This window comes from Mycobacterium triplex (assembly GCF_000689255.1).
GTDB lineage: Bacteria > Actinomycetota > Actinomycetes > Mycobacteriales > Mycobacteriaceae > Mycobacterium > Mycobacterium triplex.
Window position 1 is genome coordinate 1743401 of sequence record NZ_HG964446.1, and the last position, 25535, is coordinate 1768935.

Here is a 25535-nt window from a genome sequence, read left to right on the forward strand (position 1 = left end):
GCTAAATGAGCAGGTGACTGCGGCAAGGGGTGGGGAATGCTTAGCCCAGTCACCCCGGCGGCGAGCTGGCAGACATTGTCGTTGCTCCTGGTCGAAGACGACCGCGCCGACGCGGTGCTGGTCGAAGACCTGATCTCCAGCGGGGTCGACGACATCCGGGTGACCTGGGCGCAGTCGATGGCGCACGCCGAGCGTGAGCTGGCCACCGCACGGCCCGACTGCGTGCTGCTGGACCTGCAGCTACCCGACGCAAGCGGCATCGAAGCTCTGGACCGCATCGCCAAACGCGATGCGACCGTGCCGATCGTGGTGCTGACCGGTTTCAACGACGAGTTCTTCGGCGCCTCGGCGGTCGCGGCGGGGGCACAGGATTATCTGGTCAAGGGCCGCGTCGAAGCCGGCATGCTGCGCCGTGCGCTGCTTTACGCGATCGAGCGCAAGCGCGTGGAGATCATCGCCGCGGACCTGCACGCGACTCAGCTTCGGGCCCGCGAGAACGCCCTGCTCGAACGCGGCCTGCTGCCGTCTCCGTTGCTGCTGGACGACCCGGGCGTCGAGATCGTGGCCCGGTACCGGCCGAGTCGTGCGGACGCGCTGCTGTGCGGTGACTTCTACGACGTCGTGCAGACGCCGGACCGGGTCGTGTACGTCCTGATCGGAGACGTCGCCGGGCACGGGCCCAACGAGGCCGCGCTGGGTGCGGCGTTGCGGATCGCTTGGCGCGCGCTCACTTTCGCCGGGGTGCGGGCCGCTGAATCGATGCGTCAGCTCGAGCGGGTGCTGCACGCCGAACGCATGGGCAGCGGCATCTTCGCGACGGTCCTGTCGCTTGAGTTCGCTCCCGACACCGGCCGCATCAGCTGTATCCGGGCCGGGCATCCGGGTATGTTGCGCCAAGGCGCCGCAACGGCGGAGTGGATCGAACCGCCGGCCGGGCCGGCGCTGGGACTGGGTGCCGACGACTGGCCGCAGTCCGAGCTGGAACTGCCGGTGGGGCAGGGGCTGTTGCTGCTGACCGACGGCCTCTTCGAGGGATACTCCGGAACCGGCAACGAGCGACTGGGGGAGGATGGCTTGCTGGCCCTGGCGCGTACCCACGCCGGCTTGCCCGGTGCGGCATTCGTCGACGCGCTGATCGACGGCGCCGGCGAACTCGCGGAGCCGCGCGGCGGCCTCACCGACGACATCGCCGTGGTGCGCGTAGAGCGGACCGCGACATGAACACCGACGCGCACCCGCGCGCTGCGCTGACCGTCCGGGGATGGCTGTTCCTCGTCTTGTTGAGCATGGGCTTGCTGGTGCTCGCCGGTGCGGTGGCCGGCGCGCTGCTGCTGAATCGCTTCGACGACGTATCGCACGGCCTGAGCGAAGAGATTCAGCCCGCGCGGGTGGCCGCTTTCGGGCTGCAGGCGGCGTTGCGCGACCAGGAGACGGGTGTGCGTGGCTACGCGATCGCCGCCGACCGGCAGTTCCTGACGCCCTATTACGACGGGCAGCAGGCCGAACACGCAGCGGCCGAGGATATCCGGCGGTTGGTCGGTCACCGGGTGGACCTGGTCAACGATCTGGACGCGATCGAGCGGGCCGCTGCCAACTGGCGGGCCAGCTCCGCCGAGCCGCTGATCGCGAGCGTGACGCCGAACGCTCCCGACGTGGTGAGCACCCGGGTCGCCGATCGTGGAAAAGCCGAATTCGACCATTTGCGGGGGCTTTTCGATACACAGAATTCCGATCTGGAAGCGGCGTCCGCGCATGCGGCTGACGAATTGAAGGACATCAGGGCTTGGCGGGACCGGGTGCTCGGCGCGGTCGTACTGGTGTTCTTCGGTCTCGCCATCACATTGGGGTTGCTGACCCGAAGCGCCATCACCCTCCCGCTCGCGGCGCTCGCCGCGTCGTGCCGGCGGATCACCGAGGGCAACTTCACCGAAACCATCACGCCGCCGCGGCGGCCCAAGGACATCCGTGACATGGCGATCGACGTCGAGAACATGCGACAGCGTATCGTTTCGGCGCTCGACGTATCGCGGGCGGCCGGGGCGCGATTGGACGAGCAGACGATAGAATTGAAGCGTTCCAACGCCGAGCTCGAGCAGTTCGCCTATGTCGCTTCACACGATCTGCAGGAGCCGCTGCGCAAGGTCGCCTCGTTCTGCCAGTTGCTGGAAAAGCGCTACGCCGACCAGCTCGACGACCACGGGATCGAATACATCGGCTATGCGGTCGATGGCGCCAAACGCATGCAGGTGCTGATCAACGACCTGCTGACCTTCTCGCGAGTCGGCCGGGTGGGCAGCAAGCAAACCGAGGTCGAGCTGGACGTGACGCTGGAAGCGGCCATGGGCAACCTCGCGGTCGCCATCGAGGAATCAGGCACCGAGGTGGTGCGCCCGAGCCGGCCCCTGCCGCGGGTCGTCGGAGACCCGACACTGCTGACCATGTTGTGGCAGAACCTGATTGGCAACGCGATCAAATTCCGTCACGTCGATCGGCTGCCCCGCATCGTCATCGACTGCGAATTGCGCCGGGATACCGGCGAATGGTTGCTGACCGTGTCGGACAACGGTATCGGAATCGCCGAAGAGTTCACCGACAAGGTGTTCGTCATCTTCCAGCGGCTGCACGGCCGCGGGGTGTATCCGGGAACGGGTGTCGGACTGGCGCTGGTGAAGAAGATCGTCGAATACCACGACGGCGCAGTCCGGATCGACTCGACCTATACCGACGGAACCCGATTCGAGTTCACGCTTCCGGCCGCCGTGGCCGCAGAACGACCCGCCGCCCTGGAAGGAGCGCGTCAATGACACCCGCCAGCAGAGCAATCGAGATCCTGTTGGTCGAGGACGACGCGGGAGACGAACTCATCACGCGGGAGGCCTTGGAGCACAACAAGTTCCAGAACCGGCTGCACGTCGCGCACGACGGCGAAGAGGGCCTGGACTTTCTCTACAAGCGGGGTCGATTCGAAGGCGCGCCACGACCGGATCTCATCCTGCTGGATCTGAACCTGCCCAAGTACGACGGTCGCCAGCTGCTGGAGAAGGTGAAGTCCGACGCCGATCTGGCGCGCATCCCGGTCGTCGTGCTCACCACGTCCGCGGCGGAGGAAGACATCCTGCGCAGCTACAAGCTGCACGCCAACGCCTATGTCGCCAAGCCGGTCGACCTCGACCAATTCATCAGTGCGGTGCGGCAGATCGACGAGTTCTTCCTTCAGGTTGTTCGGCTGCCGGGCGTGTAGGTTCTTCGGGGCACACGATGCCGCGCGGAGTCACCTCGTAGACCCGGGTGGTCGCGATGTCGAAGAAGATGCCTTCCACCTGGATGTCGCCGGAGGAGACCGCGGCGGCCAACATCGGGTGGCGGATCAGCCTTTCCAGTTGGACAGCGACATTCACGATGCTCAGCTGGTCGATCTCCGAGTATCCGACGGCTTCGGCGCTCGCCCGGGCCGGATGGTGGTCCCCGTAGGCGTCCAGACTCGCACGGCCGTATTCCAGCCACTGACCCATCGGGGTGGCGGCTTGATCGGGGGTCTCCTCGAGAAGCACCTTCATGGCGGCACACGACGAATGTCCGCAGATGACCACCGAACGCACACCCAGCTGGCTCGCGGCGAATTCCAGTGCGGCGTCGACCGATCGGTCGTTCGCGTCGGTCGGCACCAGGTTGCCGAAGTTTCGGACGGTGTACAGGTCGCCGGGGCCGCTGGCGGTGATGACGTTCGGCAGGATCCGGGAATCCGCGCAGGTGAGGAACAGCGCATAGGGGTCGTGGGCGCCGCCGAGCCCGGAGATGTGCTGATGCAACACGGCCGAGCCGTTGCGGTGGTACTCGTCGACGCGGTCGAGAATGGAAGCGTCGCCGTCGTTTTGGGTTCTGTTGCGCGCCGACCGCCACGGCACCAACCCGATCGGATGGGGCGCGAAGTGCCGCTTGGGGGGACTCGCGTGCGCGTTCTGCAGCTTCGCGTCCGTCGTCTCGACGATGACGACCACCCCGCCCCGCGCCTCGTGCGCGTGTTGCCAATCCCCGATCGTTTCGGACACCGAGTCGTCGATGTAGTCCGCGTTCAGGTTCAGCGTCACCTCCGTCCCCTCGGGGACCGACGCGAGAGCCTTTGTCAGGCGCGGTAAAAGCAGAAAGCTCAGCGTGCCGTCGATATCGATGCGCCACTGCTTCGATTCTTCGTCGCCGATCGGTTGCACCGCAACCGGGGCGCGGGTCACCCTGACCAGTAGGAAGCCGATGGCGACGGCGAGCCCGATGATCACACCTTCCAGCAGATTGAGGAACACCACCGACAACGTGGTGACGACGTACACAGCGAAATTGCCTGTGCGCCAGGCCAATTTGATATGGGCCAGCTTGATCAACTGGCCGCCGATCACGATCAGCAGTCCGGCCAGCGCTGCCTTCGGGATGAGCTCCACCAGTTCGGTGAACAGCGAGGCGAACAGCAGGATCCAAACGCCGTGCAGCACCGCCGACATCCGGGTCCGCGCGCCGGCGGCGACGTTGGCCGAGCTGCGCACGATGACACCGGTGATCGGCAGGCCGCCCAGTAAGCCGGACGCCATGTTCGCGGTGCCCTGTCCGATGATCTCCCGGTCAAAGTTCGTCCGTGGCCCCTTGTGCAGTTTGTCGGCACCGACCGCGCACAGCAGCGACTCGACACTGGCGATCAGGGCGATCGTCAGGATGCCGACGCCGATGTCCTCGGCCTCGTCGAGCCACGGTATGCCCTTCGGGGAGGCTCCCGAGATGTGCGGCAAGTTGACGGCGTCGAAGAAGTTGCCCGACAGCGAGATTCGATCGGTGTCCAGCCCCGCCGCCATCGCCAGCGCGGTCGCCGCGACGATGGCCACCAGCGGAGCGGGGATCAGCCGTACCTTGGCGGGCAGCCTCGACCACAGCAACAAGATCACGATGACGATGCCACCGGTGATCACCTCGTGCAGTTCGTGGTGCAGAATCCCGTCGGGCAGCGCCACGAGGTTCTGCCACGCGGAACTATGCGACGAGCCACCGATCAGTACGTGGACCTGTTGCAACATGATCGTGATACCGATGCCGGCCAGCATCGCGTGCACCACCACCGGCGCAATTGCGAGGGCGGTGCGCGCCAACCGACTCAGGCCGAACGCGACCTGCAACGCGCCCGCACCGATGGTCATCAGGCACAACATCGGGAAACCGAGGTCATCGATCAGTCCCGCGACCACCACGGTGAGGCCCGCGGCCGGGCCGCTGACCTGAACCGACGACCCGCCGAGTGCACCGGCGACGATGCCGCCCACGACCGCGGCGATCAGGCCGGCGGCCAGCGGGGCCCCGGAAGCGATCGCGATGCCGAGCGAAAGCGGTAGGGCCACAAGGAAGACGACGAGCGATGCGGGTATGTCGTGGCGCAGATTGTCCAGAAGCGACCCGGATTTGGCCGCTGCTACGACATTGCTTGTGGGCGCATTCATAAGTCGACTACTCCAACGGTTAGGAAGTCGGCGAGCGGCTATCCGCTACCGCGGGCTTACGACCCTTTATGACCGGTAGAACGGCGCGTGTCAATCGCGCGCCCGCCGGCCCTGGCAACCAAGGCAAGTCAGTTGGGCGAACGACGAGACGTTGTGCCGCCTGCGGCTAACTCGTGTGGGAAGCCTTCCATGACTGCTCGATTGCCGGGATAAGCCCGCACGGATTCATCGACAACTCAAAGAAACACAGGTGTCGGTGTTCGACAACAACTCGTTTCATCGGCGATTCAAAGAAACCCGGGTCGCGAAATCAGGACTCGGCCAGAAACATGTCGTTGTGCTGGCCCGGAGCGGGTGGGGGCTCGGCCGCGGCCGCATCGAAGCTCGAGTAGCGGGCCGGAGTGCGGATCACCGTGATTTCATCGTCACCGCTGCCGACCGTCAGCGCCAGTTCGTTTTCGGCGAACAGCGCGGTGTCGACCACCTGTTTCCAGGTGTAGGCCAGGCAGGCCATCAAGCCGCCCGCTTGCAGCAGCTGAACCCATTCGGCGGCGGTCTTGGCGGCCAGCGCCTTCTCGAGTTCCTCGGTCAACTCGGGGTAGTTCATGGCGCGGGAGCGTTGATCGATGAACCGCTCGTCTTCCAACATGTCGGGGCGGCCGATGATCTCGCACAGCTTCGCCCAGTGCTTGGGCACATACGCACTGATCACCAGATACCCGTCCGATGCCTTGAATGCGTCCGACGGCTGGGTGGCGAAGCCAACTCCCTTGCGCTTCTTGGTAGTTGGCGCCGAGTCCGGTTTCGGCTCGGGTTGCTCGGTGGGCTTGTTCAGGTGAATCGTGAGCTGACTGGCCTGCAAACCCACCGCGACGTCGTACATCGCGACCCGGACCACGTCTGCCACACCGTGGCGCTCGCGGTTGAGCAGCGCGGCCAGCACCGCCTGGGCCAACACGTGGCCGCTGGCGGCGTCGACCAGCTGGAACGGGATGATTTGCGGTTTACCGCTCGGCGTGGGCATTCCGGTGGTCATGCCCGACTCGGCGGCAACCATCAGGTCGACGCCCGGCCGGCTGCCTTCCGGGCCGTTGCCGCCGTATGCGGACAGGCGCGCATAGATGAGCTTCGGGTTGCGGGACCGTAACTCGTTGGGGCCCAGTCCCATACGCTCCATCACTCCGGGGCGAAACCCCTCGAGCACGACGTCGGCCGTGTCGACCAGCCGCAAGATCTGTTGTTTGGCTTCGTCGTTGGTAAGGTCCACCGCCACCGACTTCTTGCCCCGGTTGTGGGGCAAAAACAGGGTCGGCAGCGGCGGCCGGCCGGGCAGCACCGCGACGATCTGCCGGGCCGCCTCGCCGTCGGGTGCCTCGACCTTGATGACCTCGGCGCCGAGGTCGGCCATGATCTGTCCTGCCAGCGGCCCGGCGATGTTCTGCGTGAAGTCGAGAACCCGGTATCCGTCAAGTGGCTTGGGCGGCTGGCTGTTTGGCATCATTGGGGCCTTCCTCTTACCCTGCCTTGTGCAAAACTGCGGTGCAGTAGTAGTTCTTGGCGAACGGGGCGTCGTCGCCGTCGGGCTGTTGCGGTAATCCGTTGTCGGCCAACAGCTGATTCAGCGGGGTACTGACCGGCTGCCAGCCGCGGTCCCGCAGATACGCGGCCGCGTCGTTGCGCTCGCCGGGAAAGCCCAGATCGTCGAGTACGACGTCGAGCCCGTTATCCCGCCACCGTTGGCTGGCGCCGTTCAACGCATTCTGGTTGGAGCCGGTGTTGATGAAAATCTCGGCCACCAGCCGGCTCTTGTCGGCGGACAGCGCGGTGATGTTGTCCAGCAAGCGATCCTGCGCGTCGGGCGGCAGGAAGCCGAGTAGTCCCTCGGCGGCCCAGGCGGCGGGTTGGCCGGTATCGAAGCCGGCCTGCTTGAGTGCCGACGGCCAGTCGTGGCGCAGGTCGACCGCGACGGCGCGGATCTCGGCGGTGGGCTTCGCACCGAGCGCCTCGATCGTCGTGGTCTTGAACTCGATGACTTCCGGCTGGTCGATCTCGAACACCGTCGTGCCCGGCGTCCACGGCAGTCGGTACCCGCGTGCGTCCAGGCCGGAGGCCAAGATGACGACCTGGCGAAGACCCGCCGCCGCGGCATCGGCGAAGAACGCGTCGATGTAGCGCGTGCGCGCGGCCAGTAGGTCGGTCATCCGTTGCATGCCCCAGGGCGCGCCGGGCTCGTCGACGTCGGCGGCGTCGATCTCGGCGTTGGCCCACCGGGTGAAGAAGTCGACGCCCACGGCGCGCACCAGCGGCTCGGCGAACGGGTCGTCGATCAGTTCGTCCTTGGTGGCCCGGGCCCGTCCGGCGGCCACCATGGTGGCGGTGGCTCCCACGCTCGTCGCCAGGTCCCAGGTGTCGTTGTCGCTGCGTGCCACGGACGTGCCCCTTCCGCCGATTACTGGTTAGACAGAATAACGATACGGTCTCGCGACCGTTCGGCGTCCCCGGCTCCGGGACCGCTCAAACACCAGAACAGGTCAGTCCAGGCGGTAGCGGATCAGCCGAGAACTGTTGGCCACCACCGCAACCGACGAAGCGTTGTGCAGGATCGCGGCCAGCACGGGGGACAGGGCCCCGCCCGCGCCGATGATCAGCCCGGCGGCGTTGACGGCGATCGACATGCCGTAGTTCTCCCGGATCACGTCGACAGCCCGGGCGCCGAGATCGCGGATGTCGAGCAGGCGATGCAGATCGTCGTTGGCCAGCGCCACGTCTGCGGTCTCGACCGCGACGTCGGTTCCGGCCAGCCCCATGGCGATCCCGATGTCGGCGGCCGCCAGCGCCGGGGCATCGTTGATGCCGTCGCCGACCATGCCGACGACGAAGCCCTCGCCCTGTAGCTCGCGCACCACCTCGAGCTTGTCCTCCGGCATCACCTCGGCACGCCATTCGTCGATGCCCAGTTCGCCCGCGACCACCTGCGCGATGTCCGGGTGGTCGCCGGTGAGCATCACGATGCGGCGAATCCCGTTGGCCCGCAACTTGTTCAGCACCTCAGCGGCCTCGGGGCGGACTTCGTCACGCAGGCTGATCAGCCCGACCAGGGTGCCGTCCACCGCCAGGAGCAGCGGCGTCTCGGCCTGCCGGCGCAGCTTGTCGACCCAGTCCTTGGCCTTCTTGGACACCTTGACCCGCTCGGACTGCAGCAGCGAAGGGCTGCCCAGCAGCAGGGTGCGGCCGTCGGCCCAGGTCCGCATGCCCAGCCCGACCAGCACCTCGCACTCCTCGTGCGGCGGGATGCTGATGTGGCGCTCCTCGGTGGAGCGGATCACGGCTTCGGCCAGCGGATGCCGGGAGTGGATCTCCGAGCTGGCCGCATACGCGAGTACCTGCTCTGGTTGCCAATCGGAATGCATGGCAACGATATTCGTGACAACCGGCCGACCGACGGTCAGCGTGCCGGTCTTGTCGAACACGATCGCGTCGACCCGGCCCGCCTGCTCGAGGTGCGATCCGCCCTTGATCAGGATGCCGCGGCGCGCGCCGTTGCCGATCGCGGCGCTGATCGCGGTCGGGGTGGCCAGGCCCACCGCGCAGGGGCAGGCGATCAACAGCATGGTCATCGCACGCCGGACGTCGCCGGTGATCGCCAGCGTGATCGCCGACACGACGAACGAGGTGGGAACGAAACGGCGCGAGAAGTTTTCGCCGACCGTCTGGATGGGCGCGCGGTCGTGCTGCGCCTCCTCGACGCGGGTGATGATGCGCCCGATGGCGGTCTGGTTGCCGACGGCCCGCGCGCGCACCACGACGCGCCCACGCACCACGACCGAGCCGGCGTGCACGTGGGTTCCCACGCCGACGCTGACCGGCAGGTTCTCACCGGTGATCGCGGATTGGTTGACGACGGCCTCGCCGTCGACGACTTCGCCGTCGACCGGGATGGCGACGTGGTCGTGCACCACCACCTCGTCGCCGATCTCGACGCTGTCGATGGGCACCTGGATCTCGGTGCCGGATTGTGGTCCGTCAACGAGCCGGATCCATGCCGTGTCCTGGCTGCCGCGCAGCAGTTCCGATATGGCCCGCCGGGTCCGTCGCAATGTCAGATCTTGAAGGTACTCACCGATATTCAGCAGCCACAGCACAGTCAGGGCGACCACGTTCTCGCGCAGGATCAGGCTCGCGACTGTCGCGGCCGAGACCAGCGCGTCCGTGCCGGCCTTGCCGGATCGCAGTGAACGCAGCGCGCCGCGCAGGAACGGGTAGCCGGTGAAGATCGTGACGCCGGTGGCGACCACCCGGCCGCTCGGGCCGAGCAGCGGTGGTCGGGCGAACACGTAGCGGCGCACCCCGAGCAGGCTCAGGGCCAGGCCGCCGATCACCATGCGCAGCACGTCGGAGTTGCGGATCTCCGACGAATGGGGCGCGCGCGCCGGAATCAGTTCGGCGGCAACGTGTTCGGCGCTGCTGATCGCGGCCATCACCTCGGCGCGGTCGCAGCGGCGCGGCGAATACCAGACGACGACCGAACCGGTGCGCGGGTAGGCGTGCACGGCGCGCACGCCGGTCTGCTTGGCGACGGCCTCTTCGACCGCGACGGCCCGCCGGGCGCTGCAGCGCACCCAGGGGACGCAAACCCGCATGCGGCCGGCGGCATCCGAAAGTACTTCGATACAGGGGTCTTTGGCGGTTGCGATGTCTTCAACGATCGCGAGGCTCATGGTGAGCGATCAGTGGTCGTGATCGTGGGTGTCGCCGAGCGACGGGGTGGGCGCCTCCTCGCCGATGCGCTCGCGGGCTTCGGCCATCACATCGGCGAGCCGCAGGCGCGCCGACTCCGCGGCCGTCTCGGCTTTGCGGGTGCCGCGCAATCCGAGTTCCGCGGTCGCCACGGCGGTCTGGTGCAGCGGTGCCTTGGCCACGGCCTTGCGCACGACCTCGTAGGCCGTCACCCCGACCAGGCCGGTGAATACCGTTCCCGCCGCCTTTGCCAGTAGCCCGTATACCGCCATCGCCGGATCCTTTCCCGTCGCCTAGTTGTTAATGACAACCATTATCAGATCGCTCCCCGGAACCGGCCGAGTGTCACGCCGTCCACCCTATGCTTCCACGAAATTAACATTGATGTATTGCCATATCAATATACGTTGTCAGAGGACGCGGGTGACCCTCTCGGTGTCGATTCGGCGCTGCAGTGCCGACTGATCGGGGTTGGCCACCTGCACCAGCGATGCGCCGACGGCCATGATCGCCAGCAGACCGTCGACCAACTCGGTCGGGCCGGGCCACCCTGCGGTGGAAAGCACTCGATCTTGGGCCGTCAAACCCCTTGCCGCCGAGGAGTTTTCACAGTCGGCCAGGATTTCGTCGACGGAGCGGCCGGCCAGGGCGGCACCGGGATGGTGTTCGGCGACGATCTGGTCGCCGTGCACTCGCACCGCGGTGGCGTAATCGGTGACGCCGATCGGCAGGTCGGGTGCCGGGCGGCCGAACGGATCCAGCGACAACACCGCGACCTCGCCGCCCGGCTCGATCGTGGCGTCGGCCTCGTCCAGCCGTTCGGCGGTGCACAGCGCCAGGTCGGCCGGCCCGTCGAGAACGGCCTCGGCGCCGATCCACCACACCCCGAACAACACCGCCGCGGTCTGCCAATGCGCCGGCAGCAGGATCGCCACCCGGCTGGCCGGGCCCGCACCCAGCTCGTCGCGTAACAGGTTGCCGGTCTTGGCGGCCCAGTTGGCCAGGGTCACCGCGGACAATTCGATGCGCTCGCCGGTGGCGTCGTCGTAGTAGGTGATCCGCGGACCGACCGGGTCGGCCCGCAGCATCGGATCGAGGATCGCCCCGGATAGCGTGGTCAGTTGATGCACTCCGGCTTGTCGCTGCCGGCCGTCAGGATCGGCGAGGGCGCCGGGACATTCGGGTCGGTGGCCGACTGGTTCGTCACCCGCGCCGGTGCCGTCGTGTTGCCGGACAGGCCGGAGCCCGGTCCGGTGTAGTCGTTGGCCAGCACCACGCGGACCGATCCCGGCGCCAGCGACGCATCGGGTACGACGGGCAGCCCGCCCAGCTCCTTGGCGACTTCCTGGGCTCCCATGTCGTCGGGCTTGTTGGCCCGCACCTGGCTGGCCTTGACGTGGCCGCCGTCGTTGTTGCCGACGGCTCCGGTGGTAAATCCCTTGGAGCTCAACACGTCTGACACCGCGGCGGCCAGTCCGTTGATGTCGGTGTCGTTGACCACGCTCGCGGTGGTCTTGGCGGGGGTGTAGGCCAGTTGCTCGGTCTTGCCCTCATCCTGGTCGTGCAGCAGGCCGGCGACCCAGTCCTGCACTTGGTGCGGGTCCACCCGGACGACGCTTTGCATGCCGTCGTCGCTCCAGCCGGCTCCGTCGAGCACCGGGATGGTGGCGAAGGCGACGTTACCGCCGGACAGCTTCTGCAGCTGCTTGACGAAATCCATCACGTCCCAGCCCTGGGAGATCACCACCGAGCGCTGCACCGCCGCCTGCAGCCGCTTGAGCGTGGTGGGGCTGGACAGCGTCTGACCGGAGATCACCCGGTGGGCGAGCGAGGCCATCACGACCTGCTGGCGCACCACCCGGTCGAGGTCGCCGCGCGGCAGGTCGTGGCGCTGACGTACGAAGCTGAGCGCCTCGGCGCCGTCCAGCTTTTGCGGGCCGGCCGGGAAGTCGGCACCCGAAAGTGGTTCGTACACGGCGTCTTTCAGACACACATTGACACCGCCGAGGGCGTCGGTGATCAACGCGAAACCGAGCAGCCCGATCTCGGCATAGTGGTCGACGGTGACGCCGGTGAGGTCGGCGACGGTCTTGATCAAGGCCTCCCGCCCGGCCTCGGTTCCCTGGGTGGCGGCGTCCTCGGCCGAATCGCCGGCCTTGACCAGGGCGGTCCGCTTGGCTTCCCGGGTTTGGCCGTAGACGCCGTTGATCTTCGTCTTGCCCAGACCGGGCGCGGTGACATACGAGTCGCGCGGAATCGAGATGGCGGTCGCCGATTTCCCGTTGTTCGGTATCCGGACCAGGATGATGGTGTCGGTGTTGGTGGCTTCCTCGTCACCGGCCTTCAGCGTCGCCAGCTCCTCGGGGGTCAACGGATTGCCGTGGGCGTCGGTGCGGCTGTCCATGCCGACCAGCAGGATGTCGATCGCGCCGTCGTCGCCGCCCTTGCCCAGCGACGGGGCCGACATGTGGAAGATGCCGTCCTCGAACGCTCGGACGTTGTTCCACGCGACGCCGGTGCCGAGTACGACGGCGACCGCTAGCACAGTGGCAACAACACGAACCACACGTTGCACAGGCATCACACTAGGCTACTTGCGGCTCAGTCGCTTCCCTAGTAGCCAGCAGCGGCGTGGCCCGTCCTTTCCTGCCCTTTTCGAGACATGCCAGACTCGAACCATGTCGGGCAGGATCGTCATCACCGGAGCCGGTGGGCAGCTGGGTGGTTGTCTGGCAACACAGGGCGCTGATCAGGGTCGCAACATCCTCGCGCTGACGTCCGCGCAGTGGGACATCACCGACCCGGCCGCCGCCGAGGCAATCGTGCGAAGCGGCGATGTCGTGATCAACTGCGCCGCCTACACCGATGTCGACGGCGCCGAAAGCGACGAGGCGCGGGCGTACGCGGTCAATGAGGCCGCGCCGGCGCACATCGCGAAGGCCTGCGCGCGGGCGGGCGCCCGGCTGATCCACGTCTCGACCGACTTCGTGTTCGCCGGGGACTACGCCGATCCCCGCCCGTTCGAACCCAGCGACGAGACCACGCCCCGTGGTGTCTACGCGTGCAGCAAGCGCGCCGGTGAGGTCGCCGCGCTGGCGGCGCTGCCGGATGCCGCCCAATGCACCGTGGTCCGGACCGCCTGGGTCTACACCGGCGGCACCGGCAAGGACTTCGTCGCGGTCATGCGCAGGCTCGCGGCCGGTGACGGCCCGATCAAGGTCGTCGACGACCAGGTCGGGTCGCCGACCTACGTCGCCGACTTGGCCGCCGCCCTGCTCCAGGTGGCCGACCTCATTGACGGGGGAGGTGTGCCCGGTCCGATCCTGCACGCCGCCAACGAGGGCGTCGTCTCGCGATTCGGCCTGGCCCGTGCGGTGTTCGAGGAGTGTGGCGCCGACCCCGAGCGGGTGCACCCGGTGAGCACCGCGGAATTTCCCCGTCCCGCACCGCGTCCGACCTACTCCGCGCTGTCGAGCCGGGAGTCGGCGGCGGCGGGCCTGACGCCGCTAAGGCCCTGGCGCTCTGCACTTGTCGCCGCGCTGGCCGCGTCGCAGGGGCCAGTCCCGGTGCAACGACCGATAACCTCTACGCCGTGACTGACGTCCTGCCGGTCGTGACGGTGACCTATTCGCCGGGCCACCATCTCGAACGTTTTCTGGCTTCGCTGTCGCTGGCGACCGACCGCCCGGTCAGCGTTCTGATGGCCGACAACGGGTCCACCGACGGCACCCCGCAGGCGGCCGTGGAGCGCTACCCGAACGTGCGGTTGTTCAGCACCGGAGGCAACCTCGGCTACGGCACCGCGGTCAATCGCGCGATCGAGCACCTGGGTGAGCGCGGGGAGATCGACGACTGGGTGCTGGTGGCCAACCCGGACGTGCAGTGGGGCCCGAACAGCATCGACGCGCTGCTGGAGGCGGCCACCCGCTGGCCGCAGGCCGGCGCGCTGGGCCCGCTGATCCACGACCCCGACGGCTCGGTGTACCCGTCGGCACGGTTGCTGCCCAGCCTGATCCGCGGCGGCATGCACGCGGTGATCGGGCCGTTCTGGAAGCGCAATCCCTGGACGGCGGCGTACCGCCAGGAACGGCTCGAGCCCAGCGAACGGCCGGTGGGCTGGCTGTCGGGATCGTGTCTGCTGCTGCGTCGTTCGGCTTTCGGGCAGATCGGTGGGTTCGACGAGCGCTATTTCATGTACATGGAGGACGTCGACCTCGGCGACCGGCTCGGCAAGGCCGGCTGGCTCAACGTCTACGTGCCGTCGGCCGAGGTGCTGCACCACAAGGGCCACTCCACCGGCGACGATCCGGCCAATCACCTCGCGGCGCACCATCGCAGTACCTATATCTTTCTGGCCGACCGGCATACCGGTTGGTGGCTGGCTCCGCTGCGCTGGACGTTGCGGGTCTCGTTGGCGCTGCGGTCGGCTCTGATGGTGCGCAGCTCGCGCCGCCAGCGTTCGGCGAAGCGGGCAGAAGGGCGGCACTGAGTTGACGATTACCCCAGTGGATGCGGTGATTCTGGTGGGCGGCAAGGGCACTCGCCTGCGGCCGCTGACGCTGTCGGCGCCCAAGCCGATGCTGCCGACGGCCGGGGTGCCGTTTCTCACCCACATGTTGTCGCGCATCGCCGCGGCCGGCGTCCGGCACGTCATCCTGAGCACCTCCTACAAGGCCGGCGTGTTCGAGGCGGAGTTCGGTGACGGCTCGGCGCTGGGTGTCGAGATCGACTACGTCACCGAAGAGGATCCGCTGGGAACCGGGGGCGGCATCGCCAACATCGCCGACAAGCTGCGCCATGACACCGCGCTGGTGTTCAACGGCGATGTGCTCTCCGGCGCCGATCTTTCCCAATTGGTGGAGTCGCACCGGGCGAATGCGGCCGACGTGACGCTGCACCTGGTTCGGGTGGGCGATCCGCGTGCCTTCGGCTGCGTGCCCACCGACGAGAACGATCGGGTGCTGGCCTTTCTGGAGAAGACCGAGGATCCACCGACCGACCAGATCAACGCCGGCACCTATGTTTTCGAGCGCAGGATCATCGATCGGATCCCCCGCGGCCGGCCGGTGTCGGTCGAACGCGAGGTGTTCCCGTCGCTGCTGTCGGACGCGGGAGTCAAGGTCTGCGGCTACGTGGATGCCACCTATTGGCGCGACATGGGGACCCCCGACGACTTCGTCCGCGGCTCCTCGGATTTGGTGCGCGGCATCGTGACGTCCCCGGCGCTGAACGGGCACCGGGGCGAAAAGCTGGTGCACGACGGCGCGGCGGTGTCGCCCGGTGCGGTGCTGATCGGTGGCACGGTCGTCGGACGCGGCGCCGAGATCGGCCCCGGCGTGCGGCTGGACGGCGCGGTGATATTCGACGGCGTCAAGATCGAGGCCGGCAGCGTGGTCGAGCGTTCGATCGTCGGCTTCGGGGCCCGCATCGGTCCGCGGGCGCTGATCCGTGACGGGGTGATCGGTGACGGCGCCGATATCGGCGCGCGCTGCGAGCTGTTGCGCGGCGCCCGGGTGTGGCCCGGTGTGTCCATTCCCGACGGCGGGATCCGCTACTCCAGCGACGTCTAGGGGAGTTTGCGCGCCGAGATCGACGTCAGCGCGCTGCCTACTCGAACTTTTCCGCGCTGGTGTCGATCTCGGGGAGCATGTCGGTGGCCAGGACCACCATCGCGGCATGGGGGAAGTGTTCCTGGGCAGCGAAGCGATCGCCGGCCACGCATTGAGCGAGTACCAGCTGCGTCGGTGGTATCGGAGGATCTTTCCCGATGTCTACGTACCGAAGGGCGATGGGCTGTCGCTGGACGACCGCATTCTTGCCGCCTGGCTCTGGTCGCGTCGGCAGGCGGTAATAGCCGGCGTTGCGGCGTCCGCGCTGCACGGAGCGCGCTGGGTGGACGCGAACACGCCAATCGAACTCGTTGCCAATAGCGCCCGGCCACAGCGCGAACTCATCGTCCGCAACGAGACATTCGGTGCCGACGAGGTGACCACCATCAAGCGGTTACCGGTGACATCGGTCGCCCGCACCGCTTTTGACCTCGGCCGTCACTTGCCGCGTGGGCAGGCGCTGGCGCGCCTCGACGCGCTCATGCATGCGACGCCGTTCTCCTTCGAAGATGTCTTCGTATTGATGAAGCGGTATCGAGGCGCTCGTGGTGTGCGACGGCTGGGCGAAGTACTGCCGTTGGTGGACGGCGGCGCGGCATCACCCAAGGAAAGCTGGTTGAGGCTGCTCCTCGTCGATGCCGGCTTTCCGAAACCGGCAACGCAGATACCGGTCAATTGCGACTGGCGACTACTGGGCGTGCTGGATATGGGCTGGGAGGACTACATGGTTGCCTTGGAGTACGACGGCGACCAACACCGAACTGACCGAAGGCAATTCGTGAAGGACATCAGCCGACTAGACAAGTTGCAGGATTTAGGCTGGATCGTGATCCGGGTCGTCGCCGAGCATCGGCCCGAGGACATCGTAGATCGTGCACGCAAGGCCCTCGCCAGTCGGGGTTATCGTCGAGATCGACGTCAGCGCGCTGCCTACTCGAACTTTTCCGCGCTGGTGTCGATCTCGGCGCTATAGCGCCAGCGCGCGCGAAAACCAGGTGCGCGAGGGCGTGATCCGCGCCGGGCGGCAGCGCGTCGGCCGGCCACCACCGCAGGTCCTCGGATTCCTCGCTGATCGCGATCTGCGCACCCGCCGGGGCGTGGGCGACGAATTGCAGATCCAGGTGCCGGGTCGGGACACCCAGCGAGCAGGTGACCGGGTGGACGTGAACCGCGGCCAGCTCCGGCGCGATGCGCAGATCGGGCACGCCGGATTCCTCGACGGCTTCGCGCAGCGCCGCGGCCACGATGTCGGGGTCGTCCTCGTCGCAGTGGCCCCCGAGCTGCACCCAGCGACCCAGCCGGGGATGCAGGGTCAGCAGCACCCGGGTGGACGTGTCATCCAGCACGATCGCCGAGGCCGTGACGTGGCCGGCTTCGCACTCGCGCCGGCAGGCGTCCGGGCGGCCGTGCACGAACGCCAGCACGGCGTGCCGCAACGACTCCTGCGCCGGGTCGGGTGCCTGCCAGTCGGTGAGCAGCGAGATGGCCGAGTCGCGGATGCTCATCGGGCGCCGCGCCTGGTCCGGCGATCGCGCAGGGTGTGCCACGCCGTCCTGCACCGCGCGACGACCTCGGGCGACCAGCCGAGCCCGTCGATCAAGACGTGCCGGTCGACGGTGTCGAGCGCCTTCTCGATCTCGTTGGCCTTCAACAGCAGATCGACATCCGCGGCGAGTTCGCCGGCCAGCGCCGGGGCGGGAATGGGCAGCTGCTCGGCTTCGGTCGGCTCGAGTTCCAAGATGCCTCCACCATAACTACGGCCCATGATCTCGGCGAACGCGAACGTCGCGCTGTTGTGGAACACGGCGGCAAACGCGGCCGGCTCGACGCCGGGGCCGATTCGCACCCGGTGCACGGTGTCGGTGCTCGTCGCCGCGGCGGCGTTGACGGTGAGCCGCGGGGCCAGGTGAATCTGGCGCAGCAGGAACAGGTCCGGCACCCACAGCGACGGGGTGCGCCACCACGGCTTACGGATCGAACACTTGAAACCGAGGTGGACGCCGGCCGCCTCACCGGCGTGGATGTGGGCGGCCAGGGCGGCGTCGGCCGGCCGGTCCGGTGCGTCGAGCAGCCAGGTCCGGTGGCCGGCGGCGATATCGCTTGCCCGGCAATCGGTGTCGTACACCAGGCCGCACAGCTGGCTGCTGCGCGAGACGAGCGGGACGCAGTGCGCTCGCAGGCCCAGCTCGTGGGCCTGGGCATCGGTGAAGGTGAAGAAACTGTTGCGGCCCGTCACGATGCCGACATCCACGTCGGCGATGGCCCCGACCCGCGTCAGGGTGTCGGACTGTTTCAACGTGCGCAGCAGTGCGATCGCGGCGGGGTCCAGGAAGTACTTGGTCCACTTCTCCTTCTCGTGCAGCAGCGCGGGCGCCGATTCGACGTCGAGGTCCGCGCGCTCCAGCGCGTCGGCGTCGACGAGATTGATCGTGCGAATGCGCGCGGGACCCGCGCCGGCGACCCCGCAGAACAACACGACTTCCTGCAGGATGCCGTCGAAGACCAATCGCCGAAATGTGACCAGAGTGATTTCTCGGTACCGGGTGAGCAGAAATTCGCGCAATGGTGCGGCATAACTGACTTGCAGCAATTCGGCGGGCAATACCAAACCCACCCGCCCGCCGTCGCGCACCATTACCGTGCTGGCGACGACGAATGGGACCCAGGCGTTGGTCAGCCGGCTGGGGCGTAGGCCCTCGCGCCGCATCAGCTCCAGCGCCGGCTCGCGCTGCTCGCGGGCCCAGTTGCCGAACCGGATGTACGGCGGGTTGCCGGCCACCCCGTCCCAGCCGGTGGCCCCGTGCTCGGTCACCCAGGTAAACAGGTTCGCGGTCTGCACCGCGGCGAATCGTCGTGCCTTGAGCGCCTCGCCGGCGACTAGTTCCACGCCGTGGGCCTGCGTTGTCAGCGCGGCCAGCTCGCGCAGGATTGCGCCGTCGCCGCAGGAGGGTTCGACGATGCGAGGGCCGGCCGTGCGCACCCAGCGCGCCAGGAATCGCGCCACCGCCGCCGGTGTGTAGTAGCCGCCGCGAACCTTGTCGGCGGATGCGGCCGCCTTGCCGGCGAACGTCGTCACCGGGTCAGTATCACTTGTCGACCAGCAGATCTCCGGGATTCACGGGGTCGCGCGGCCCTTCCGGTTCCGCGGCGTAACCGATCGCGATGCCGCCCAACGGCTCCCAATCGTCTGGCAGTTCAAGCTCGGCGCGGACCAGATCGGCGGCGAAGATCGTCGAGCCGATCCAGCAGCTGCCCACCCCCCGCACGGCCAGCGCGACCAACAACGCCTGCACGGCCGCGCCCACCGCGACGGTGAACATGGTGTGCTCGGCGGCGGTGCGCTCGGCGTCGGAATAGGTGTGCGCGCCGTCGGGCACCAGCATCGGGATCACGACCTCGGGTGCGTCGTAGAGGATCTGGCCGCGCGCGACCCGCCGATCGATCGCGTCGGCCGGCTTGCCGTCGCCGGCCAGGTCGGCACGCCACTTGTCCTTCATGCGATCGAGCAGCCGGGTCCGGGTGGCCGCGGTGCGCAGCCACACGAACCGCACCGGGCGGGTGTGGTGCGGGGCCGGCGCGGTCAGGGCCTCGGCGACGGCCGCCTCGATCAGCTCGGGCGGGACGGGCTCGCCGCTGAACCGGCGCACCGACCGGCGCAGCAGCTGGGCTTGTGCGCGTCCCAGCTCGATGGCTTCGGCGGTGCCGAGCCAGAACAGGTCCTCTGGGCCGGGCCGCAGCAGGTTCCGGGCGGTGCTGCCGTCGTCGACGACGCGCAGGCCGCGCACGACGGCCACCGGCAGCGCGGTCAGCTTGCCCTTGACCAGATCGGCCGCGGCGGCCACTTCGTCGGCCACGGCGATCTCGGTGACCACCAACTCGTTGCCGTGTTCGTCGAGCGTGCCCGAATAGCCGTGCAGCACAGCCAGACCCGCCGCGCCGATCGCGGCGTCGATCTGGCCGTTGCGCCAGGCCCGGCCCATCGTGTCGGTGATCACCACCGCGACGTCGACGCCGAGCTTCTCGCGCAGGGCGGCACGCAGGGCCGCGGCACTGCCGTCGGGGTCGACCGGAAGCAGCGCGAGTTCGCTTCGGCCGACGTTGGATCCGTCGACGCCGGCTGCGGCCTGCACCAGGCCGAGCCGGTTCTCGGTGATCAGCGTGCGGCCCTTGCGCGCCAGCACCCGCACCGCCTCGGCGTCGACCAGCTTGCGCCGCAGCTCGTCACGTTCCTCGGGGTCCGCGGGTGCCGGCACCAGTCGGCCCTCGCATTTGGACAGCACCTTGCTGGTGACCACCACGACGTCGCGGTCGCGCAGCCAGGGCGCGGCGGCGGCGATGGCCGCGCCGAGATCGTCGCCGGGGCGGAATTCGGGAAGCCCGGCGACGGGCAGGATCTCGATCGTCGCCGCGGTGCCGTGCTCCTTCGGAGATTGCGTCACGGCGCTACGCCCGCGATATCCAGTCCGGCCCGCACCATTTCGGCCGTCGCTTTCGGATCGCTCATCAACAGCGGCACCGCCCGCACCGCGACGCCGTCGATTTCCGCTTCGAAGTTTTCCAAGTCGCCCTCGTGCACCAGCCAGCAATCCAATATCCCGGTGCTCGCGCGCGCTCCGTAATATCTGCCGACCGCCTCCGCGGTGGACTCGACACCGATCACCTCGAGGCAGGCATCAGCCATGCCGCGCAACGGCTTTCCGCCGATGATCGGGGAGTAGCCGACGATCGGCGCGGAAGCCGCCCGCAGCGCGCCGCGAATGCCGGGGACCGCCAGGATCGCGCCGACGCTCACCACCGGATTGGACGGCGCCAGCAAGATGATGTCGGCGTTGCCGATGGCATCGACCGCTTCAGTTGTGGCGCTGGCCGTTTCAGCGCCGACGAACGCGAAGCTGTGGGTTGTCACGTTGGCCCGGTAGCGCACCCACCACTCCTGGAAGTGGATCGCGCGCCGGCTGTCGTCGGCGGGATCGGTGATCACCACATGGGTTTCGCACCGGTCGTCACTGGCGGGCAGCAAGTGTGCGCCCGGTTGCCAGCGGTCGCACAACGCAGAGGTGATCGCCGAGAGCGGGTAGCCGGCGTTGAGCATCTGGGTGCGCACCAGGTGGGTTCCCAGATCGCGATCGCCGAGTCCGAACCAATCCGGCTGCACGCCGTAGCGCGCCAATTCCTCTTTGGCATGCCAGGTTTCGTCGCGATGGCCCCACCCGCGCTCGGGGTCTACGCCTCCACCTAAGGTATACATGCAGGTGTCCAAATCCGGACAAACCCGAACCCCGTGGATCCAGGCGTCGTCGCCGATGTTGACGACGGCGCTCAGCTCGTGCTCGGAAGTTTGTCCCTCGACGCCGAACTGACCCAGCCCGAGTAACTGTTGAACACCCAGCAGGAACCGGGCGCCCCCGACGCCGCCGACCAGAACGGTGACCTTCACATCCGACGACAGTACCGGCCAGCAGATTTGGGGCGGTTGTGACGGACACGCCGAAGAGGCGAAATAACAGAAACGCCGGAAAATGATCACGAGATGGTATGGAAATACGCCGAAACGCTTGACCGGGCAGATCAACCCGTGTCTAATCACATCAGTGTCATTTCCCGGTTGGCCGGCCGGTTCCGGTGTCGCAGACCGAGATTCGATCACTTGTTCGAATTGTCTGTCACATCAGAACAGCGGGACACAACCACTCTCTCAAAAACCAGCTGAGGAGGCGTACGACGCATGTCTTACGAGCACCTACGGGGCGTCATGCCAAGCACCGAGCGCGCCACGATCAGCTCCGCGCCGATTGTCAGGCCCCACCTGACCGTGGTCCCTGACGCGCCAATCGCATTCGAGCCCGAGCCGTTGCCGGAACCCGAACTCACGCCGGACCAATGGCAGGACCGCGCGCTGTGCGCGCAGACCGACCCCGAGGCCTTCTTCCCGGAGAAGGGCGGGTCGACCCGCGAGGCCAAGAAGATCTGCCTGGGTTGCGAGGTACGTCATGAGTGCCTGGAGTACGCCCTGGCACACGACGAGCGCTTCGGCATCTGGGGCGGCTTGTCCGAGCGTGAGCGCCGCCGCCTCAAGCGCGGCATCATCTGAGGCGACACGTCATTCGTCGTCGATCGTCGGGTCGATGACCGTCGGTTCGACGTCGAGGTAGATGGCCACCTGCGCCACCAGGATCTCGTGCAATAACTCGCCAAGTTCGACGGTGTCTTTGGCGCGTCGTTCGATGGGTTTGCGGAACAAGACAATTCGCGCCCGCGTCGAGTTTCCTCGGACGTCCACCCCGGCGGGGATCAGGCGGGCCAGTGCGATCGGCCCGTCGGCGACGACCTCGGGCGGCCACTGCACGCTGTCCGGATCCTTGGCGGCGATGCGCGGGATTTCGTCGACTGCCACGTCGAGTTCGGACACTCGTGATTGCCAGCGCCGCTCGATGGGTTCGTAGGCCTCCAGCACCGCCATGTCGAATCGCTCGGCCCGGCTGCGCCAGCCCGGCACCGTCGGCGGCAGCAAAGGACCGCGCATGTCGCGCCCACGCCGAGTTGCCCGGTGCGAAGCCGATCGGCCCGATGGCCGCCCGTTCCGCGGGAAACTGCGCGAATCACCCACGCGCCGATGGTAACGGTTGGACATCGTGGGCCGAACGGTTGCGCGTGTCCGGCGCTTCGGCGGCGTTTGTGCACGATAGCCTTTCCGACGTGAACGTTCCCCGTCGCTGCTGCCGGCCCGGGTGCCCACATTACGCCGTGGCGACCTTGACGTTCGTCTACTCGGACTCGACGGCAGTTGTAGGCCCACTCGCGACCGCGCGCGAGCCCCATTCGTGGGATCTGTGCGTCGGCCACGCCGGCCGCATCACCGCGCCGCGCGGCTGGGAGCTGGTGCGCCACGCCGGCCCCCTTACGTTGGAGCCCACCAATCCCGATGAAGACGACCTGGTCGCGCTCGCCGACGCCGTGCGCGAAGGGGGTGCACAGGCGGCGGTGCCCTACGCCACCGGCATGCCGTTGAACGGCTTCTCGGACGCGAATCTCCACCCGACCGGGGCCCAGGCCACCGCCCCCAGCAGCCAGGTGCTCGCGCCGCCGGAAAAGCGGTCCGGTCGCCGCCGCGGTCACCTGCGCGTGTTGCCCGATCCGTCCGACTAGGAGGACGCCCGGGCCGATAGGCTGGCGCCAAGAGGCAAATCATTCCACGGCGTCAAGGAGGCCCCGCATGTCTCGGCCCGCCGCGACCGTCCACCGCGTCATCAAGGCTTATGACATCCGTGGACTGGTAGGCGAAGAGATCGACGAGTCGCTGGTCGCCGATATCGGTGCCGCGTTCGCCGCGTTGATGCGTGGCGAAGGCGCGCAGCGCGTGGTGATCGGGCACGACATGCGCGATAGTTCGCCGAGGCTGGCCGCCGCTTTCGCGACCGGCGTGACGAACCAGGGCCTGGACGTGGTGCGGATCGGGCTGGCGTCGACCGACCAGCTGTACTTCGCCTCGGGGTCACTCGATTGCCCCGGCGCGATGTTCACCGCCAGTCACAACCCCGCCGCCTACAACGGCATCAAGCTCTGTCGGGCCGCCGCGTTGCCGGTCGGCGCGGACACCGGGCTGAAGGTGATCACCGAGGACCTGATCGCCGGGGTCCCGACCTACGACGGGCCGCCCGGGACCACCACCGATCGCGACGTGCTGAGCGGCTATGGCGAGTTTCTGCGGTCGTTGGTGGAAACCTCCGGGCTACGGCCGTTGCGGGTGGCGGTGGACGCCGGCAACGGCATGGCCGGTCACACCGCACCGGCGGTGCTCGGCGCGATTGACTCGATCACGTTGTTGCCGTTGTACTTCGAGCTCGACGGGTCGTTTCCCAATCACGAGGCCAACCCGCTCGACCCGGCCAACCTGCTGGATCTGCAGTTCTACGTCCGCGAAACCGGGGCCGACATCGGACTGGCCTTCGACGGCGACGCCGACCGGTGCTTCGTGGTCGACGAGCGCGGGATGCCGGTCTCGCCGTCGACGGTGACGAGCCTGGTGGCCGCCCGCGAACTCGGCCGGGAAATCGGTGCCACCGTGATCCACAACCTGATCACGTCCCGCGCGGTGCCCGAACTGGTCGCCGAGCGCGGCGGCACACCGCTGCGCTCGCGGGTCGGACACTCCTATATCAAGGGGCTGATGGCCGATACCGGCGCGATCTTCGGCGGCGAGCATTCCGCGCACTACTACTTCCGCGACTTCTGGGGCGCCGACTCGGGCATGCTGGCCGCGCTGTACGTGCTGGCCGCCCTCGGCGAGCAGGACCGGCCGCTGTCGGAGCTGACCGCGGACTACCAGCGCTACGAGTCCTCCGGCGAGATCAACTTCAAGGTGGCCGACGCCGCGCTGTGCGTGGACGCGGTGTTGAAGGCGTTCGGCAGCCGGATCCACTCCATCGATCACTTGGACGGCGTGACGGTCGATCTGGGCGACGGCAGCTGGTTCAACCTGCGCAGCTCCAACACCGAGCCGTTGCTGCGGCTCAATGCGGAGGGCCGCACCACCGAGGACGTGGAGGCGATGGTCGCCGAGATCAGCGCCGAGATCGCCGGTCAGGTGCAGCGCAACGAGGGCGTGCCGTGAACGCCACCCGGGCGATCGACCTCGAGGACACCGACGGCCTGATCGCCGCCGACCGGCAGGGCCTGTTGCGGTCCGCCTCCTCGGCCGGCGCGCAGGTGCGCGCGATCGCCGCCGCGGCCGACGAAGGCGAGCTGGACTCGCTGCGCACCGGCGACCGCCCGCGCAGCGTGATCTGGGTGGCCGGGCGCGGGACCGCCGAGACGGCCGGGGCGATGCTGGCCGCGACGCAGGGCGGTGCGGCGTCGGCGCCGATCACGCTCGTCAGCGAGGCCCCGCCGTGGGTGGGACCGCTCGACGTGCTGATCGTCGCGGGCGACGACCCCGGCGATCCCGCCCTGGTCGGTGCCGCCGCGACCGGGGTGCGCCGCGGGGCGCGGGTGGTCGTTGTCGCGCCGTACGAAGGTCCGCTGCGCGACTCCACCGCCGGCCGCGCCGCGGTGCTGGCGCCGCGACTGTGGGTTCCCGACGAGTTCGGGATGTGCCGGTACCTGGCCGCCGGCCTGGCCACGCTGCAGACGGTGGACCCGCGACCGGACATCGACGTGCCGGCGCTCGCCGACGAGCTGGATGCCGAGGCGCTGCGCAACAGCGCGGGCCGAGAGCTGTTCACCAACCCGGCCAAGACGATCGCCGCCCGGCTGTCCGATCATCGGGTCGCGTTGGCCGGTGACAAAGCCGCGACGCTGGCGCTGGCCCGGCACGGCAGTTCGGCGCTGCTGCGGATCGCGCATCAGGTCGTCGCGGCCAGCGGGCTGGCGGATGCGGTGGTGGCCCTGCGCGAGTTCGGCGACAGCCCGTCGTCGGTGGACGCTCTGTTCCACGACGAGGAGATCGACGGGCCGTTGCCGCAGCGGTTGCGGGTGCTGGCGTTCACGCTGGCCGATGACCGGACGGTGGTGGCCGCTCGGGTGGCCGGGCTGGACGAGGTCTACCTGATCGCGGCGCATGACGTGCCCGAAGCGCCCGGCGGCGTGGGCGGGTCGGGCGGCTTGGTCGACGCGGTGGCCCCGGGACGGGCGACCCGCCCCGAGCAGCAACTGGCAGTATTGGCCGTTCGGCTGGAGATGGCCGCCGTTTACTTGAGACTGGTGCGGGGATAGATAG

22 protein-coding genes and 1 pseudogene are annotated in these 25535 nt (G+C 68.1%); 11 read left to right on the forward strand and 12 right to left on the reverse strand.

Annotated features, from left to right (window positions below; all coding sequences use genetic code 11):
- The first annotated feature begins 36 nt into the window (after positions 1 to 36).
- From BN973_RS08160 to BN973_RS08170, 3 genes are read left to right on the forward strand one after another with little or no spacing between them, the layout of a single operon-like run.
- Positions 37 to 1221, forward strand: a complete 1185-nt coding sequence (locus BN973_RS08160) for a PP2C family protein-serine/threonine phosphatase (RefSeq protein ID WP_051641171.1) — start codon at positions 37 to 39, stop codon at positions 1219 to 1221.
- Positions 1218 to 2804, forward strand: coding sequence for a sensor histidine kinase (locus BN973_RS08165; protein ID WP_036467207.1), 1587 nt, complete (start codon positions 1218 to 1220; stop codon positions 2802 to 2804). The genes BN973_RS08160 and BN973_RS08165 overlap by 4 nt, the downstream gene beginning before the upstream one ends.
- The gene (locus BN973_RS08170) at positions 2801 to 3241 is read left to right on the forward strand and encodes a response regulator (RefSeq protein ID WP_036467209.1); all 441 of its coding nucleotides are present in this window, start codon (positions 2801 to 2803) and stop codon (positions 3239 to 3241) included. Before BN973_RS08165 ends, BN973_RS08170 begins: the two co-directional genes overlap by 4 nt.
- On the opposite strand, the gene BN973_RS08175 is transcribed toward BN973_RS08170, so the two are convergent.
- From BN973_RS08175 to BN973_RS08205, 7 genes are all read right to left on the reverse strand, one after another.
- The gene (locus BN973_RS08175) at positions 3180 to 5474 is read right to left on the reverse strand and encodes a SulP family inorganic anion transporter (RefSeq protein ID WP_051641172.1); all 2295 of its coding nucleotides are present in this window, start codon (positions 5472 to 5474) and stop codon (positions 3180 to 3182) included. The two genes, BN973_RS08170 and BN973_RS08175, sit on opposite strands and share 62 nt — an antisense overlap.
- Positions 5475 to 5784: 310 nt before the next feature.
- Complete coding sequence (locus BN973_RS08180) at positions 5785 to 6972, reverse strand: CoA transferase (RefSeq protein WP_036472160.1); 1188 nt, start codon at positions 6970 to 6972, stop codon at positions 5785 to 5787.
- Between the two features lie 16 nt (positions 6973 to 6988).
- On the reverse strand, positions 6989 to 7903 hold the full coding sequence (locus tag BN973_RS08185) for a class I SAM-dependent methyltransferase (protein ID WP_036467211.1): 915 nt from the start codon (positions 7901 to 7903) through the stop codon (positions 6989 to 6991).
- 102 nt (positions 7904 to 8005) lie between these two features.
- Entirely contained in the window at positions 8006 to 10192 is a 2187-nt protein-coding gene (ctpC, locus tag BN973_RS08190; RefSeq protein ID WP_036467213.1) for a manganese-exporting P-type ATPase CtpC, read from the reverse strand.
- A 9-nt stretch (positions 10193 to 10201) separates the two neighbouring features.
- The gene (locus tag BN973_RS08195) at positions 10202 to 10483 is read right to left on the reverse strand and encodes a DUF1490 family protein (RefSeq protein ID WP_036467215.1); all 282 of its coding nucleotides are present in this window, start codon (positions 10481 to 10483) and stop codon (positions 10202 to 10204) included.
- 138 nt (positions 10484 to 10621) lie between these two features.
- Positions 10622 to 11341: a TIGR03089 family protein gene (locus tag BN973_RS08200; protein WP_198048905.1), complete on the reverse strand. Its 720-nt coding sequence runs from the start codon at positions 11339 to 11341 to the stop codon at positions 10622 to 10624.
- Positions 11329 to 12795: an LCP family protein gene (locus BN973_RS08205; RefSeq protein WP_407067569.1), complete on the reverse strand. Its 1467-nt coding sequence runs from the start codon at positions 12793 to 12795 to the stop codon at positions 11329 to 11331. Before BN973_RS08205 ends, BN973_RS08200 begins: the two co-directional genes overlap by 13 nt.
- Positions 12796 to 12889: 94 nt before the next feature.
- Here BN973_RS08205 and rfbD point away from each other — a divergent pair, with 94 nt between their 5' ends.
- The 4 genes from rfbD to BN973_RS30375 all read left to right on the forward strand — a co-directional run bounded on the left by rfbD (position 12890) and on the right by BN973_RS30375 (position 16793).
- On the forward strand, positions 12890 to 13807 hold the full coding sequence (gene rfbD, locus BN973_RS08210) for a dTDP-4-dehydrorhamnose reductase (protein ID WP_036467221.1): 918 nt from the start codon (positions 12890 to 12892) through the stop codon (positions 13805 to 13807).
- Entirely contained in the window at positions 13804 to 14700 is an 897-nt protein-coding gene (locus BN973_RS08215) for a glycosyltransferase family 2 protein (RefSeq protein ID WP_036467224.1), read from the forward strand. The genes rfbD and BN973_RS08215 overlap by 4 nt, the downstream gene beginning before the upstream one ends.
- 1 nt (position 14701) lies before the next feature.
- Positions 14702 to 15781 (forward strand): mannose-1-phosphate guanylyltransferase, encoded by a 1080-nt coding sequence (gene manB, locus BN973_RS08220; protein ID WP_036467227.1) that lies wholly within the window; start codon positions 14702 to 14704, stop codon positions 15779 to 15781.
- Between the two features lie 106 nt (positions 15782 to 15887).
- On the forward strand, positions 15888 to 16793 hold the full coding sequence (locus BN973_RS30375) for a hypothetical protein (protein ID WP_232232041.1): 906 nt from the start codon (positions 15888 to 15890) through the stop codon (positions 16791 to 16793).
- Positions 16794 to 16809: 16 nt separating this feature from the next.
- On the opposite strand, the pseudogene BN973_RS08230 reads toward BN973_RS30375, so the two are convergent.
- The 4 genes and pseudogenes from BN973_RS08230 to cofD all read right to left on the reverse strand — a co-directional run.
- Positions 16810 to 17325 (reverse strand): annotated as a pseudogene (locus BN973_RS08230) (NUDIX hydrolase); the annotation flags it as partial.
- Entirely contained in the window at positions 17322 to 18935 is a 1614-nt protein-coding gene (locus BN973_RS08235) for an Eco57I restriction-modification methylase domain-containing protein (protein ID WP_139830184.1), read from the reverse strand. The pseudogene BN973_RS08230 and the gene BN973_RS08235, both read right to left, overlap by 4 nt.
- Positions 18907 to 20259, reverse strand: a complete 1353-nt coding sequence (locus BN973_RS08240) for a coenzyme F420-0:L-glutamate ligase (RefSeq protein ID WP_036467232.1) — start codon at positions 20257 to 20259, stop codon at positions 18907 to 18909. Before BN973_RS08240 ends, BN973_RS08235 begins: the two co-directional genes overlap by 29 nt.
- Positions 20256 to 21257: a 2-phospho-L-lactate transferase gene (gene cofD / locus BN973_RS08245; protein WP_036472163.1), complete on the reverse strand. Its 1002-nt coding sequence runs from the start codon at positions 21255 to 21257 to the stop codon at positions 20256 to 20258. Before cofD ends, BN973_RS08240 begins: the two co-directional genes overlap by 4 nt.
- Before the next feature lie 288 nt (positions 21258 to 21545).
- Between cofD and BN973_RS08250 the strand changes: the two genes are divergently transcribed.
- Positions 21546 to 21911: a WhiB family transcriptional regulator gene (locus BN973_RS08250; protein ID WP_330981729.1), complete on the forward strand. Its 366-nt coding sequence runs from the start codon at positions 21546 to 21548 to the stop codon at positions 21909 to 21911.
- Positions 21912 to 21920: 9 nt separating this feature from the next.
- On the opposite strand, the gene BN973_RS08255 is transcribed toward BN973_RS08250, so the two are convergent.
- The gene (locus BN973_RS08255; protein ID WP_025737691.1) at positions 21921 to 22343 is read right to left on the reverse strand and encodes a metallopeptidase family protein; all 423 of its coding nucleotides are present in this window, start codon (positions 22341 to 22343) and stop codon (positions 21921 to 21923) included.
- Between the two features lie 173 nt (positions 22344 to 22516).
- Between BN973_RS08255 and BN973_RS08260 the strand changes: the two genes are divergently transcribed.
- The 3 genes from BN973_RS08260 (at position 22517) to BN973_RS08270 (ending at position 25531) form a co-directional block, all read left to right on the forward strand.
- Positions 22517 to 22966: a DUF3499 domain-containing protein gene (locus BN973_RS08260; RefSeq protein WP_198048906.1), complete on the forward strand. Its 450-nt coding sequence runs from the start codon at positions 22517 to 22519 to the stop codon at positions 22964 to 22966.
- A gap of 67 nt (positions 22967 to 23033) precedes the next feature.
- Positions 23034 to 24431 (forward strand): phosphomannomutase/phosphoglucomutase, encoded by a 1398-nt coding sequence (locus BN973_RS08265; protein ID WP_036467234.1) that lies wholly within the window; start codon positions 23034 to 23036, stop codon positions 24429 to 24431.
- Positions 24428 to 25531: a hypothetical protein gene (locus BN973_RS08270; protein WP_036467237.1), complete on the forward strand. Its 1104-nt coding sequence runs from the start codon at positions 24428 to 24430 to the stop codon at positions 25529 to 25531. Before BN973_RS08265 ends, BN973_RS08270 begins: the two co-directional genes overlap by 4 nt.
- Positions 25532 to 25535: the final 4 nt, after the last annotated feature.

Bases quoted from the DNA above. Each gene is read 5' to 3' on its own strand.
- rfbD (WP_036467221.1), top strand. From the start codon at position 12,890: ATGTCGGGCAGGATCGTCATCACCGGAGCCGGTGGGCAGCTGGGTGGT.
- BN973_RS08250 (WP_330981729.1), top strand. From the start codon at position 21,546: ATGTCTTACGAGCACCTACGGGGCGTCATGCCAAGCACCGAGCGCGCC.
- BN973_RS08165 (WP_036467207.1), top strand. From the start codon at position 1,218: ATGAACACCGACGCGCACCCGCGCGCTGCGCTGACCGTCCGGGGATGG.
- BN973_RS08195 (WP_036467215.1), bottom strand. From the start codon at position 10,483: ATGGCGGTATACGGGCTACTGGCAAAGGCGGCGGGAACGGTATTCACC.
- ctpC (WP_036467213.1), bottom strand. From the start codon at position 10,192: ATGAGCCTCGCGATCGTTGAAGACATCGCAACCGCCAAAGACCCCTGT.
- BN973_RS30375 (WP_232232041.1), top strand. From the start codon at position 15,888: ATGGGGGAAGTGTTCCTGGGCAGCGAAGCGATCGCCGGCCACGCATTG.
- BN973_RS08160 (WP_051641171.1), top strand. From the start codon at position 37: ATGCTTAGCCCAGTCACCCCGGCGGCGAGCTGGCAGACATTGTCGTTG.
- BN973_RS08170 (WP_036467209.1), top strand. From the start codon at position 2,801: ATGACACCCGCCAGCAGAGCAATCGAGATCCTGTTGGTCGAGGACGAC.
- BN973_RS08180 (WP_036472160.1), bottom strand. From the start codon at position 6,972: ATGCCAAACAGCCAGCCGCCCAAGCCACTTGACGGATACCGGGTTCTC.
- BN973_RS08175 (WP_051641172.1), bottom strand. From the start codon at position 5,474: ATGAATGCGCCCACAAGCAATGTCGTAGCAGCGGCCAAATCCGGGTCG.
- BN973_RS08255 (WP_025737691.1), bottom strand. From the start codon at position 22,343: ATGCGCGGTCCTTTGCTGCCGCCGACGGTGCCGGGCTGGCGCAGCCGG.
- BN973_RS08265 (WP_036467234.1), top strand. From the start codon at position 23,034: ATGTCTCGGCCCGCCGCGACCGTCCACCGCGTCATCAAGGCTTATGAC.